Annotated in this window: 12 protein-coding genes; 11 read left to right on the top strand and 1 reads right to left on the bottom strand. The window is 64.2% G+C overall.

The genetic code is table 11. The annotated features are described in order from the left end of the window. The first annotated feature begins 93 nt into the window (after positions 1-93). The 3 genes from AC0L2A_RS05330 to AC0L2A_RS05340 all read left to right on the top strand — a co-directional run bounded on the left by AC0L2A_RS05330 (position 94) and on the right by AC0L2A_RS05340 (position 4,482). Positions 94-1,968 carry a sensor histidine kinase gene (locus AC0L2A_RS05330; RefSeq protein WP_473515628.1) on the top strand — a complete coding sequence of 625 codons (1,875 nt, stop codon included), beginning with the start codon at positions 94-96 and terminating at the stop codon, positions 1,966-1,968. 13 nt (positions 1,969-1,981) lie between these two features. Continuing rightward, entirely contained in the window at positions 1,982-3,337 is a 1,356-nt protein-coding gene (locus tag AC0L2A_RS05335; RefSeq protein ID WP_473607901.1) for a sigma-54-dependent transcriptional regulator, read from the top strand. Positions 3,338-3,756: 419 nt separating this feature from the next. Beyond that, positions 3,757-4,482: a 3-keto-5-aminohexanoate cleavage protein gene (locus AC0L2A_RS05340; protein ID WP_473607903.1), complete on the top strand. Its 726-nt coding sequence runs from the start codon at positions 3,757-3,759 to the stop codon at positions 4,480-4,482. A gap of 49 nt (positions 4,483-4,531) precedes the next feature. Here AC0L2A_RS05340 and AC0L2A_RS05345 read toward each other — a convergent pair whose 3' ends face one another. Further along, positions 4,532-5,362, bottom strand: coding sequence for an NAD(P)H-dependent oxidoreductase (locus AC0L2A_RS05345; RefSeq protein ID WP_473520870.1), 831 nt, complete (start codon positions 5,360-5,362; stop codon positions 4,532-4,534). Positions 5,363-5,454: 92 nt separating this feature from the next. On the opposite strand from AC0L2A_RS05345, the gene AC0L2A_RS05350 reads away from it, so the two are divergent. The 8 genes from AC0L2A_RS05350 to AC0L2A_RS05385 all read left to right on the top strand — a co-directional run bounded on the left by AC0L2A_RS05350 (position 5,455) and on the right by AC0L2A_RS05385 (position 12,110). Continuing rightward, a complete protein-coding gene (locus tag AC0L2A_RS05350; RefSeq protein ID WP_473607904.1) occupies positions 5,455-6,378 on the top strand; it encodes a LysR family transcriptional regulator in 924 nt (307 codons plus the stop codon). A 168-nt stretch (positions 6,379-6,546) separates the two neighbouring features. Further along, positions 6,547-7,083 (top strand): Lrp/AsnC family transcriptional regulator, encoded by a 537-nt coding sequence (locus tag AC0L2A_RS05355; protein WP_473607906.1) that lies wholly within the window; start codon positions 6,547-6,549, stop codon positions 7,081-7,083. Next, the gene (locus AC0L2A_RS05360; RefSeq protein ID WP_473607907.1) at positions 7,080-8,243 is read left to right on the top strand and encodes a saccharopine dehydrogenase family protein; all 1,164 of its coding nucleotides are present in this window, start codon (positions 7,080-7,082) and stop codon (positions 8,241-8,243) included. Before AC0L2A_RS05355 ends, AC0L2A_RS05360 begins: the two co-directional genes overlap by 4 nt. A gap of 111 nt (positions 8,244-8,354) precedes the next feature. Continuing rightward, positions 8,355-9,143, top strand: a complete 789-nt coding sequence (locus AC0L2A_RS05365; RefSeq protein ID WP_023799181.1) for an ABC transporter substrate-binding protein — start codon at positions 8,355-8,357, stop codon at positions 9,141-9,143. Between the two features lie 129 nt (positions 9,144-9,272). After that, positions 9,273-9,944: an amino acid ABC transporter permease gene (locus AC0L2A_RS05370; protein WP_473607909.1), complete on the top strand. Its 672-nt coding sequence runs from the start codon at positions 9,273-9,275 to the stop codon at positions 9,942-9,944. After that, positions 9,941-10,615, top strand: coding sequence for an amino acid ABC transporter permease (locus AC0L2A_RS05375; RefSeq protein WP_473607910.1), 675 nt, complete (start codon positions 9,941-9,943; stop codon positions 10,613-10,615). The genes AC0L2A_RS05370 and AC0L2A_RS05375 overlap by 4 nt, the downstream gene beginning before the upstream one ends. 29 nt (positions 10,616-10,644) lie before the next feature. After that, positions 10,645-11,373: an amino acid ABC transporter ATP-binding protein gene (locus AC0L2A_RS05380; RefSeq protein WP_287203663.1), complete on the top strand. Its 729-nt coding sequence runs from the start codon at positions 10,645-10,647 to the stop codon at positions 11,371-11,373. Positions 11,374-11,744: 371 nt separating this feature from the next. Next, positions 11,745-12,110: a GNAT family N-acetyltransferase gene (locus AC0L2A_RS05385; RefSeq protein ID WP_473607911.1), complete on the top strand. Its 366-nt coding sequence runs from the start codon at positions 11,745-11,747 to the stop codon at positions 12,108-12,110. Positions 12,111-12,443 lie beyond the last annotated feature (333 nt).

Raw genomic sequence — 12,443 nt, forward strand, 5'->3', positions numbered from 1 at the left:
TGATTTTATTGAGTATTCCAGAACTGGCAGTTCGTTTCGCACACACACAAAGTGCGGATGTTCGCATGGCCGAATTGTGCTTTGTGCGAAATCATGCACAAATGGGCGATGCTGCAACGCCCCGCCGCTGCCTTGCCGTCGACGCCCGAGCAACTCGGCAGGCGAGCGCGCCGTGCCTGGCTGCTGTTTGCGGCCATCGCCCTTGCGACGGCCACGGCCGCACTTTACGGCGCTGGTCTCTATGGCCGTACCACGGAGCTCAGGGGACTGGCGGCGCAGGGCCGCACCGACGCCAATCTGAAGGTCGCGCTATTGCGCGCCGTTCTGGAAAGCCCGCGCGCCCTGCCCCTGCTTTTGTCGGAAGACCAGCAGGTGCGCGACGCGCTGGCGCAGAAAAGTGCTGCTGCAATCGATGTGCTGAATCGCAAGCTTGAAGGGCTGGTCTCCGGCACCAAGGCCTCGGTGCTCTATGTCATCGGCACCGACGGGCTGGCGATCGCCTCCAGCAACTGGCGCGACCCGAGCAGCTTTGTCGGCAACGACTACCGGTTCCGCGACTATTTCTCCGCGGCGATGCAATCTGGAACCGCCGAATATTTCGCGCTCGGCAATGTCAGCAAACGCCCAGGCCTCTACATCTCGCGGCGCGTCGGCAACGCCGCCGCACCGCTGGGCGTCGTCGTCGTCAAGGCGGAGTTCGATCAGCTCGAGGCCGACTGGCACGAGGTGAACCGCCCGGCCTATGTCAGCGACGAGCGTGGTATCGTCCTGATCACCAGCGTGCGGTCCTGGCGCTTCATGACGACGGCGCCGCTTGCCGCGTCTGATCGTGCCGCCATCCAGAACAGCCAGCAGTTCGGCGATGCACCGCTGATGCCGTTGCCGATCACGCGCCCGCAGGCGCTCAGCCCGGACGTGTCGATCGTCCACGCGGTGACGCCCGGCGGCAGCGACGCGGAATATCTGAGACTTTCAGCCCCGGTTCCTTCGACCCCCTGGCGGCTCGACTATCTCGTCCCGGCCGAGGCGCCGATCGCCGCCGCGGCCCGTGAAATGCGGCTCCTTGCGCTCGGCGTCTTGGTCCCGTTGCTCGGCCTTGCTGCGTATCTGTTGTGGCGCCGGCAGTCGGGACAAATGCGGATCGCCGCCGAACAGGCGGCGCGCACCGAACTCGAGCGCCGCGTCGTCGAACGAACCGAGGATCTGAGCCGTGCCCGCGATCGGCTGCAGGCGGAGATATCAGACCATCGCAGCACGGAAGCCAAGCTGCAGGTTGTGCAGCAGGATCTGGTCCAGGCCAACCGCCTCGCCATCCTCGGCCAGGTCGCCGCCGGCGTCGCCCATGAGATCAACCAGCCGGTTGCCACCATACGCGCCTATGCCGACAACGCCCGCGTCTTCCTCGACAGGAAGCAGACTGCGCCCGCCGGGGAAAACCTCGGTGCCATCGCAGCACTGACCGAGCGCATCGGCACCATCACCGAAGAATTGAAGGCCTTTGCCCGCAAGGGCCGCACCGCCGCCGAGCCTGTCGCATTGCGCGGTGTCATCGAGGGCGCCGTCGTGCTGTTGAGAAGCCGCTTTGCCGGCCGGCTCGACGCACTGGCGATCGACCTGCCACCGCCGAGCCTCAAGGTCATGGGCAACCGGGTCCGGCTCGAACAGGTGCTGATCAACCTCTTCCAGAACGCGCTTGAAGCGCTGGACGGCCGCAACGACGCTCATGTGCGGGTTGCGGTCGAGGAGACCGCGGACGGCGTGATGGTCGGCGTGTCCGATAACGGACCTGGCATTCCGCCAGGGATTCTCAAATCGCTGTTCACGCCGTTCAATACATCCAAGGAAAAAGGCCTCGGTCTTGGCCTTGTCATCTCGAAGGATATCGTCGCCGACTACGGCGGACGCATCGAGGTTTCGAGCGACGGCAGCGGCACCCGCTTCGCCATCCATCTCTTGAAAGCAGCATAGTGGCCAAGGCAGCATGACGAACGACGACGCAGCGCCGGTCATCTTGGTCGATGACGATAGCGATCTCCTCAAGGCCACCGCGCAGACGCTGGAGCTTGCCGGCTTTTCGGTCTCGGCTTTCTCGGTGGCGACCGAGGCGCTGGCCAGGCTCGACACCGGTTTTGCCGGCGTGGTGGTGTCGGATATCCGCATGCCTGAGATTGACGGCTTGCAGCTTTTCAACCGCATCCTGCGGCTGGACCCGGACATCCCGGTCATCCTCGTCACCGGGCATGGCGACATCGCGGTTGCCGTCAAGGCGATCAAGGACGGCGCCTACGACTTCATCACCAAACCCTTCGCCGCCGACCGGCTGGTGCAGAGCGTGCGCCGCGCCGCGGAAAAGCGCCGCCTGGTGATGGAGAACCGCGCCTTGCGCGAGGCGGCCGGAGAGGCGCAGGACGGCCTGCCGCTGATCGGCCAGACGCCGGCGATGGAAAGGCTGCGCCGCACGCTGCGCCAGATCGCCGACACCGATGTCGACGTGCTGGTGACCGGCGAGACCGGTTCCGGCAAGGAAGTGGTAGCCAGCCTTTTGCATCGCTGGAGTCGCCGCGCCAAGGGCAATTTCGTCGCGCTGAATTGCGGCACGCTGCCGGAGACGGTCATCGAGAGCGAATTGTTCGGCCATGAGGCAGGCGCCTTCACCGGGGCGCAGAAGAAGCGGATCGGCCGTATCGAGCACGCCAGCGGCGGCACGCTGTTCCTCGACGAGATCGAAAGCATGCCGGTCTCGACACAGGTGCAGATGCTGCGCGTGCTGGAAATGCGCGAGGTCACCCCGCTCGGCACCAACGAAATGCGGCCGGTCGACCTGCGCGTCGTTGCGGCCGCCAAGGTCGATCTCGGCGATCCGCGCCAGCGCGGCGCTTTCCGCGAGGATCTCTATTACCGGCTCAACGTGGTGACGATCTCCATTCCGCCGCTGCGCGAGCGCCGCGACGACGTCGCACTGCTGTTCTTCTACTTCGCCGAGCGCGCCGCCGCCCGCTTCCGGCGCCCGTTGCCGGCGGTGCCGGCCGCGGTGCACCGCCATCTCAGGGAGCATGACTGGCCGGGCAATGTGCGCGAGCTCGCGCATTTCGCCGAACGCTTCGTGCTTGGACTCGAGGAAGACGCAGGAGTGGCATCCCCTGCCCCAGCCGAGCCGGATGCCGCCATGAAACTGCCGGAACGGCTGGAGCGCTACGAGGCCGACATCATCCGCGAGACGCTTAACCGCAACGAGGGCGACGTCAGGCGCACGATCGAAGCGCTGGGGATTCCGCGCAAGACCTTTTATGACAAGCTGCAGCGCCACGGCATCGTGCGCAGCGAGTTTTCGAGGTAGAGGCCAACAGGCTAGGGCTGCCCTCATCTGCCCTGCCTCCAGCGCTGGTGGTTGGCGAAAGCCGAAGCGGCATCCAATCTCCCCCCTTGCGGGGGAGATGCCTGGCAAGGCAGAGGGGGGTGCTGTCCCTCCGACCTGCCATGCCCTTAGGCTGTTTCCGGTTGAGAATGGCTGAAGTCGAGGTTGGTGATCCTTCCCACCCCCCTCTGTCCTGCCGGACATCTCCCCCGCAAGGGGGGAGATCGGCAGCTTCGCCGATGGCGCTACGCTGAAAGCCTTAAGGTAAGGCTGCAGCAGAGGGATGAGGGGAAGCGCCAACGTCTGCAAACGTCGCTCCCGCAGCAACTCTCCTGACGCGAACCGATTCCGGTTTTCGCCATCCTGCGCTACACTTGGTCCACTTCAACCGGACCACTCTCATGATTGTCCAGACCTGCATCAATGGCGCGCGCAGCGCCGATTTCCATCCGCAGCTGCCACTCGATCCTGAAGCCATGGCGCGTGACGGCGCGTCCTGCGTGGCCGCCGGTGCGGCCGAGCTGCATATCCATGCACGCGGGCTCGACGGCCGCGAAAGCCTTGCCCCGGCGACGATGGACCGGACCGTGTTGGCGCTGCGCGGCGCCTGCCCGGGAACGCTGATTGGCGTGTCGACCGGCGCCTGGATCGAGAACGACGACGAGCGCACACTTGACGCGATCGCCGGCTGGAGCGAATTGCCTGACTACGCCTCGGTCAATCTGAGCGAGAAGGCCGCGCCCGAGGTCATGCAAAGCCTGCGGCAGCGCGGCATCGGTATCGAGGCCGGGCTCGCCTCCGTCGCTGATGCCGAGCGCCTGGTCCGCCTCGACCATGGCAACCAGGTGCTGCGCATCCTGATCGAGATTTCCGAGCAGGCGCTGGACGCGGCGCTGGAAGCCTGCGACGGCATCGCCGCCGTGCTCGACCGCGCCGGACTGCGTCGCGCCATCCTGCTGCACGGTGCCGACGCCACGGTGTGGCCGTTCGTGCACCGGGCGGCGGAACGCAACTGGTCGACGCGCGTCGGGCTGGAAGACGGCAAGGCGCTTCCGGACGGCACTACGGCATCCGGCAATGCCGCACTGACGGCTGCTGCGGTTGCGATCTTCCGGGCCGGTCGTTGATTCATCCCGTCGGCTTCGGGCGCCTTGCCGATCTTCTCGGGATGCTGCGTCAGGCCACGTCCCGCAAAGTCGAACGCGGCGTCGCCGATTTCGCGGTTGCGCGATCCTCGTGAAGCGCAAACCCTGCTGCGCCCGGGTCGCCCAGCTCAGAGCGGAGCTGCATGCTCGGGATGTGGTAGTCGCCGCCATTCTGCTGCCGGTAGGGAATGGGGCGGGTTGTCTCGAGCGTCCGCATCCTTTCGCGCAGGCGCTCCGCGACAGGCTCGAAATCGGCCTCCCCAAAACGATCCACTCTGTAGACGACGAACGGCGGAAGCACGTCATAGCCCGGATAGTAAAGGATCCCGTGATTGATCGGGAACAGCAGGTCGTCGATCGGGCCGTTGACGCCGCGGGCGGAGTAATGCTCCTCCCAGCCGCCGGCGGTCACGATCAGCATCGCGCGCTTGCCGGCGAGCGTTCCCTCGCCAAAGCGGTCACCCCACCGCTTGTCGCTATGCTCGCCGACCCCATAGGCGAAGCCGTAGGCGTACACCCGATCGACCCAGCCCTTGAGGATTGCCGGCATGGCGTACCACCACAGCGGGAACTGGAGGATCAGCGTGTCGGCCCACAGCAGCTTGTCGATCTCTGCCTTAACATCTTCGGTTAGCGTGTTGGTCGCAAAAGCATTTTTGGATGCCACAGCCGGCAGGAAGCGTTCTTCGGGCGGCCACGACGGAAAGTCGGCACGGTCCACCTCGGATTTCCAGCCATCGGCATAGAGGTCCGATATCAGCACTTCATGGCCCTGGGCCTCGAGTTCCCTGATGGCGACGTCACGCAGTGCTCCGTTGAGCGAACGCGGTTCAGGATGAGCAAAAACAAGCAGGACTTTCATGGGGCCACTCCGATGAAGGATGATGGCACTGAAGGTAGCTAGGCCGGAGATGATCCGCTATATCTGAGCAATGCATAAGATTATGCCGAATAATGGATAGATCTGATGTGACCCTCGAGCGCATGCGCACCTTTGTTCGCGTCGCCGAGCGCGGCAGCCTGTCGGCGGTGGCGCGCGAGCTCGGGGTTGGGCAGTCGACGGTCACGCGGCATTTGCGCGAGCTCGAAGACGCCGTCGGGGTGCCCTTGCTCAGCAGGACCACCCGGCGTGTCACCATGACCGATGAAGGCAGCCGTTACTATGCCGACAGCGTTCAGATCCTGCGCCTCGTCGAGCAGGCCGGCGACGAGGCGCGGGGCACACGCGGCGCGTCGGCCGGCACGATCCGGATATCCTGCACGGCGGCGCTCGGGGTCTTGCACGTCAGCCGGCTGATCTTCGCCTTTCAGGACCGCTATCCCGACATCGGTGTCGATCTCAGCCTCACCGACGAGCGCATCGACCTTGTGCGGGAGGGCGTCGACATCGCGCTTCGCCTCGGTCCGCTCACCGACAGCTCGATGAAACTTCGGGCGCTCGGCCAGTCCCGGCGTCTGCTGGTGGCGGCACCGGCCTATCTGGCGGCGCGGGGCAGACCGGCCGTCCCACAGGACCTGCCTGGCCACGAAGGCATCCGGATGTCGAACATCGCGGGAAGCGACACGCTCGCCCTGGAGGGGCCGGGCGGCGAACGCCACGCGGTGCCTTTTGGCGGCCGGTTTCGGGTCGACCATGGGCTTGCCGTGCGCGAAGCCCTCGTCGCCGGGCGCGGTATTGCACCTGCCCATCACTGGCTTGTCGACGATCTCCTCGCCGCCGGCCGGCTGGAAGTGATCCTGCCGGACTACGCCCCGCCTCCCATTCCGCTGAGCATGCTGATCGTCCCGGAGCGCGCCGGCATTGCCAGGGTCCGGCTGCTGGTCGATTTTCTCGCCGAGCGGATCGGCGGCATTCCAGGGATCGAGAAACCGCGTTAGTCGGCATGCCCTCGGTCGGCTGCGGCTGGCAAAACCCTTCTGTCTTCCAGGATGCGGCCTTGTTGACAGCGCCGAACGCTCTTGCGATTTAAAAAGATACACCCTAAGCTGTTTTCATATCAGAAAGAAAAGTCGATAAATTCTTTCCATTTATGAAAGCCTGAGTTTTTGCGGGAACATCTCGATCAGACCGACCGGCGACTGGTCAAGCTGCTGTCGCAGGATGCGCAGCTTGGCGTCAATCGCCTCGCCGAGAAGATGGCCGTCTCGGTGCCCACGGTGCGCATGCGGCTGCGCAACCTGCTTGACCGCAACCTGCTCAAGATCGTCGGGCTGCTCAACCTGACCGAGCGCCCAGAATTGATCTCGGCGATCGTCGGCATCAATGCGCAGGGGCGCGGCCGCGCCCGGGAACTGGCGCAGCGCATCGCCGAACTGCCTTTCGTGAACTCGGCCTCCGTCGTCACCGGACGCTTCGACATCATCGTCGACGTGACGGTGGCTGGCGATGTCGCCGATCTCTATCGCGTCACCAGCGAGCTGATCCCCGGCGCCGGCGAGCCGGGCGAAGTCGTGCGCAGCGAGACATTCGTCGTCATGGCCTCCTGCAACAAATGGGTCAGCCTGCCGGAAGGCTGCTGGTCGGACGAGACCAAGCGCGACGAAACTGGGCGCGAAGAAACCGGGCGAAAGGAAATACCATGAAGATCGCGGTTCTCGGCGGCCTCGGCCTGCAAGGCCGGGCGGCGATCGCCGATCTTGTCGCCAGCGCCGATGTCGAAGAGGTCGTCTGCGTCGATACTGCGCCGAATGGGGCAGCCCGGCTTGGCGGCCTGACCGACCTTGCCCGCGTGCGTTTCGTCGTGCCCGAAGGCGCGATCGCCCCTGTGTTGGCGAGCGTGCTGGCGGGTGTCGACGCCGCCATCGATCTGTTGCCGCAGCCGCTGATGCGCGAGGCGGTGCTGGCCGCGATCGCGACGCCCACGCCGCTGGTCACCACCAATTACGGCAAGACGATCGCCGACCTTGCCCCCGCAGCGGAAGCGGCCGGCGTTTCGATCATGACCGAATGCGGGCTCGACCCCGGCATCGACCTTGTGCTCTACGCGCGCGCCGCAAGGCAATTCGACGCCATCACGGCGATCGATTCCTATTGCGGCGGTATCCCCGAGCCGAGGGCTATGGCCAAGCCGCTGTGCTACAAGGTGAGTTGGAATTTCGACATGGTTCTGATGAGCCAGAACCGCGACAGCGTGCTGGTCGAGAACGGCAAGCGGGTCGATGTGCCGGCCGGCCAGCAACATGAAAATCGCTTTATCCACGAGATCGAGGTCGCGGGGCTCGGCAGGCTGGAAGCCTTCCCCAATGGCGATGCGCCGCATTATGCCGGCATGCTTGCCGCCGCCAAGGGGCTGCAGCGCTCCGGCCGCTATTCGTTGCGCTGGCCGGGTTGGTCGGCGTTCTGGGCGCCGCTGAAGGAGCTTGGCTTCCTTTCCGAGGACAAGGTGCCCGGCGTTGGCGCCAGCCCACGTGAATTTCTCGGCCGGCTGCTCGGTCCGCAACTGCAATACGGCGCCGGCGAGAAGGACTTGTGCGTGATGCGCAATGTCTTTACCGGCACCCAGCATGGCCGCCGCAAGACGGTGATGTCGGACCTGGTCATCGAACGCGACCTCGCCTCCGGCCTGTTCGGCATGAGCCTTGGCGTCGGCTATCCCGCCAGCATCGTGGCGCAGATGCTGGCGCGGGGCGAAATTACCGAGCCCGGCCTGCTCAATCCGCTGCTGCATGTGCCCGACGGCCGCTTTCTCGATGAACTGGCCAGACGCGGTATACGCGTATCCGAAACGATCGACTGGGACTGAAGGATTTTCGAACGGTGGCCGCCGCCGGCAACGGCGCTGCCGCTCAAAAAGCACCCCCAAGGGTGGGACAACAAAGCGAAAATAACAAACAACAACAAGGAGGAATGCCCAATGACTATTGCCAAGCTTTTCATCGCCGGCCTTGCGCTCGCCGGCCTCACTGCCGCGGCCAGTGCCGGAACGCTCGACGAGATCACCAAGCGCGGCGAGTTGCGCGTTGCCGTGCAGACGCAGGGACCGCCCTTCTCGCTGGTCGGTGCTGCCGGCGAGCGCACCGGCAGTTCGGTCGAGCTTGCCGAACTGATGGCCAAGGAAATGGGCGTCAAGATCACCTTTTTGGATTTCGATTGGGACGGCCTGATCCCGGCGCTGCTGTCGGGCAAGGCCGATCTTCTGGTCGCCGACATGACGCCGACGCTGGCGCGGGCGATGAAGGTCGCCTTCACCAAGCCTTACATGTACACCGGCAGCACCGTCTTCACCAAGGCCGACGGCAAGTTCAAATCCACCGAGGATTGCAAGGCCAAGGGCACCAAGATCGCCGTGCTGCTCGGCGCCACTGGCGAGAAGGAGGCCAAGAAGGCTTTCCCGGACGCCGACATCAAGAGCTACAAGGGCGGCGGCCCGCTGCTGCTTGACGCCGTCAACAACGGCCAGGCCGATTGCGGCGTCAACGACGTCTCGGCGGTCAAGGGCCAGTCGACCGCCTACCCGGCCGGCAGCTTCACCATCATGCCGGACATGCTGTCGAAGGAGCCGCTGGCCTTCGCCACGCGCTATGACGAGCAGGACCTGCTGACCTGGATGAACCTGTTCCTCGACCAGGTCAGCCTCGACGGCCGCCTGCAGAAGAACCTCGACTACTGGGTCAATTCAGACGACTGGAAGAAGGATCACTGAGCATAGTGAATAGTGAATAGTGAATAGTGAATAGTGAGTAGTAAATCGCTACTCGCTATTCGCTAATCCCTATTCACCATTCACTAATCCCTATTCACCATTCACTATTCACCATTCACCGCCCCACCCATGCTCGAACATTTCAGCTTCCGCACCATTGTCGAATATCTGCCCCTGTTCGGGCAGGGCCTCGTCACGACCGTGTGGCTGTCTGTCCTCGCCTTTGCCGGCGCGCTCGCCGTCGGCATCGTGCTCGCCGCCATGAACCTGCAGCGCGGCCGGCTGTTCCGCATGCCGGCCAAGGCCTATATCGACGCGGTGCGAGCAACGCCCTTGCTGGCGCAGCTTTATTTCCTCTATTTCGGCCTGCCGCGGCTCGGCATCATCCTGCCTGAGCTCGTCGTCGGCATCCTTGCTTTGTCGCTGAACAGCGGCGCCTATGTCGCCGAGATCATCCGCGCCGGAATCCTGTCGATCCCGCGCGGCCAGGTCGAGGCCGGCGTCGCCTCCGGCATGACCTACATCCAGCGCATGCGCCTGGTCATCCTGCCGCAGGCGTTCAAGGTGACGATCCCGCCGCTGCTCGGCCAAGCGATCGTGCTGGTCAAGGATTCGGCCCTGCTGTCGCTGATCGCGGTCGCCGAACTGACGCGCGCCGGGCAATTGCTCGCCTCCGACCGCTTCATGCCGGCGGAAGGTTTCATCACCATCGCCGCCTTCTACCTGCTGCTCTATTACGGGCTGAAGGGACTGGCGGCGCTGTCCGGGCGCTGGCTCGGCCTCGCGGGGGCACGGACATGATCTGGCAGCAGCTGCAAAGCATAGCCGGCAGCTATCCCCTCGCCCTGCGCGGCCTCGGCATGACCGTGATGCTGTCGCTGGTCAGCCTGGTGCTGGGCACGCTGATCGGCTTTGGCCTCGGCATCCTGCGGACCGGCGGCAACCGGCTGATCAGCGGCGTGATCGGCGCCTGGGTCGACCTGATCCGCGGCACGCCGTTCCTGGTGCAGATCTTCCTGATCTTCTTCATCCTGCCGGAACTCGGCATCGAGCTGGATGCCTTCACCGCCGGCATAATCGCGCTGACCAATCTGGCCGCCTGCTTCATCTGCGAGATCGTCGTCGCCGGCATCCGCTCGGTGCCGACCGGCCAGGTCGAGGCGGCGCTGGCGTCCGGCCTGTCGCGCTGGCAGCACATGCGCCAGGTGGTGCTGCCGCAGGCGATGCGCATCGTGCTGCCGCCGCTGGTCGGGCAATATGTGCTGCTGATCAAGGATTCCTCTGTTGTTTCGGCTATCGGGCTCACCGACCTCACCCGCGTCGGCTGGCTGGTGGTGCAACGCGTGCCAAACGGCCTGCTGGTCTTCTTCCTCGTCGGCCTCGGCTATTTCATCGTCTGTTATCCGCTGATCCTGCTGGCGCGCCGGCTTGAGCAGCGCATGGGTGCGGCCCATGGCGAGGTGCAGATATGACGTTGAACCTCAGCAAAAATGGTACCGGCATGATCGAGTTTCGCGGCGTCAACAAATGGTTCGGCACGCTCAATGTGCTGAAAGACATCACGCTCAGCGTCGAGCCGCGCGAAGTGGTCGTTGTCTGCGGCCCGAGCGGCTCGGGTAAGAGCACGCTGATCCGTTGCATCAACGGGCTGGAGACGATCCGCGACGGCGACCTGGTGGTCGACGGCCAGCGCCTCGGCGACCCCGCCACCAACATGACGCGGCTGCGCACCGAGATCGGCTTCGTCTTCCAGTCGTTCAACCTCTATCCGCACAAGACCGCGCTCGAGAACGTCACGCTGGCACCGATCCACGTCCGCAAGATCCCGCGCGCCGAAGCCGAAAAGGCCGGGCGCGAGCTGCTTGCCAAGGTCGGCCTTGCCGACAAGGTCAATGCCTATCCCGCACAACTCTCCGGCGGCCAGCAGCAGCGCGTGGCGATCGCCCGCTGCCTCGGCATGCGCCCCAAGATCATGCTGTTCGACGAGCCGACCTCGGCGCTCGATCCAGAGATGATCTCGGAGGTGCTCGACGTCATGGTCGCGGTGGCAGAGGAAGGCATGACCATGATGGTGGTGACCCACGAAATGGGCTTTGCCCGCAAGGTCGCCCAGCGCGTGGTGTTCATGGATGCCGGCGCCATCGTCGAGAGCGGCACGCCGGATGAATTCTTCTCGCACCCCAAGACCGACCGCAGCCGCGCCTTCCTGAGCAAGATTCTGCGGCATTAGAGTCAAAACTCAACCAGCTGGCTGTCGCCAATGGCCGAGACGGGTGGAATGCTGCCATTCGTCTCGTCGATGGGAACGAGCAATTAGCGCCATGTTCAGACATTCGCGGTGCTTCTCCAGAGCGGACGTTAGCTCATCGGTAGGAGGCGACCTGCGGACCATGCCTGATGGTAGATGTAGGGAACGGCGTGACCCCCATGCGATGAAGCGGCGGTAGGCCGCCGCTCCGAATTTGAGCGGCCCGTCCGGCGCTATAATTGACCGGCAGGGGACGTTATTCGACGACGCAAATCAGAGCCATGACTGAGCAGGACGTGCCGTCGGTATCGCTGCTCATTGGAGAGTCTTGGCGCAGGACGTACTCGCCAATCATGGGTGCCGAGACCGCGGCCTTGATTTCGGATGAAGATCACACGCTGCAGCGGATTGCGGCGGAACTGACAGACACCAACAAAATGTCGTTCGTCGCAGAACGGCCAGACGGCTCGATTGCCGGCTACGCGATGGCTAAGATGAATGAAGCCGGCGACGTCATGCTTGACCGGCTCCACATCGATCAAAGCGAGTACGGCACCGGGCTAGCCGCTAATATATTGCACGCTGTCTTTGCCGCCCATTCCGGCATCCTGAGCATCCCACTCGAAGTGCTCGAGGGAAACGACCGGGCAATGGCCTTTTACCGCAAACATGGTTCGAAGTGGCCGCGTTGCACGGTGCAGAAGGCCATGCATCGTTGATTATGCGCAAACTGCTATCGCGCGCCTAGTCGGAACTCGCGCATCGAACAGTACATCACGTCTTCCGTCCCCAGCGCACCGGCGGCCTCCCCGTTCGCAATCCAAATAGACGTCTTTCAGCTGTTTGATTGGCATGTCAGCGTGAGCGAGCGCGAGGGACTTAACAACTGACATGATCATTTTGAGATCCTCCCCAGTTCCCGTCGGTCAACATTCAGTCCTTGGGGTCGCAGGTATAGTGCCGTTCGAAGGTCCCGTCCGCGCGCCGCTGCTTGTCGAAGCCGCGATGTAAGGCTCGGTCGCGCGCTCGTGGACCAGCCAAAGGGGATCTCG

It is taken from the genome of Mesorhizobium sp. WSM4844, assembly GCF_055811775.1.

Excerpts from the sequence above, each read along its gene's own strand:
- AC0L2A_RS05330 (WP_473515628.1), top strand. The coding sequence starts at position 94 with ATGCACAAATGGGCGATGCTGCAACGCCCCGCCGCTGCCTTGCCGTCG.
- AC0L2A_RS05335 (WP_473607901.1), top strand. The coding sequence starts at position 1,982 with ATGACGAACGACGACGCAGCGCCGGTCATCTTGGTCGATGACGATAGC.
- AC0L2A_RS05340 (WP_473607903.1), top strand. The coding sequence starts at position 3,757 with ATGATTGTCCAGACCTGCATCAATGGCGCGCGCAGCGCCGATTTCCAT.
- AC0L2A_RS05345 (WP_473520870.1), bottom strand. The coding sequence starts at position 5,362 with ATGAAAGTCCTGCTTGTTTTTGCTCATCCTGAACCGCGTTCGCTCAAC.
- AC0L2A_RS05350 (WP_473607904.1), top strand. The coding sequence starts at position 5,455 with ATGGATAGATCTGATGTGACCCTCGAGCGCATGCGCACCTTTGTTCGC.
- AC0L2A_RS05360 (WP_473607907.1), top strand. The coding sequence starts at position 7,080 with ATGAAGATCGCGGTTCTCGGCGGCCTCGGCCTGCAAGGCCGGGCGGCG.
- AC0L2A_RS05365 (WP_023799181.1), top strand. The coding sequence starts at position 8,355 with ATGACTATTGCCAAGCTTTTCATCGCCGGCCTTGCGCTCGCCGGCCTC.
- AC0L2A_RS05370 (WP_473607909.1), top strand. The coding sequence starts at position 9,273 with ATGCTCGAACATTTCAGCTTCCGCACCATTGTCGAATATCTGCCCCTG.
- AC0L2A_RS05375 (WP_473607910.1), top strand. The coding sequence starts at position 9,941 with ATGATCTGGCAGCAGCTGCAAAGCATAGCCGGCAGCTATCCCCTCGCC.
- AC0L2A_RS05380 (WP_287203663.1), top strand. The coding sequence starts at position 10,645 with ATGATCGAGTTTCGCGGCGTCAACAAATGGTTCGGCACGCTCAATGTG.
- AC0L2A_RS05385 (WP_473607911.1), top strand. The coding sequence starts at position 11,745 with ATGGGTGCCGAGACCGCGGCCTTGATTTCGGATGAAGATCACACGCTG.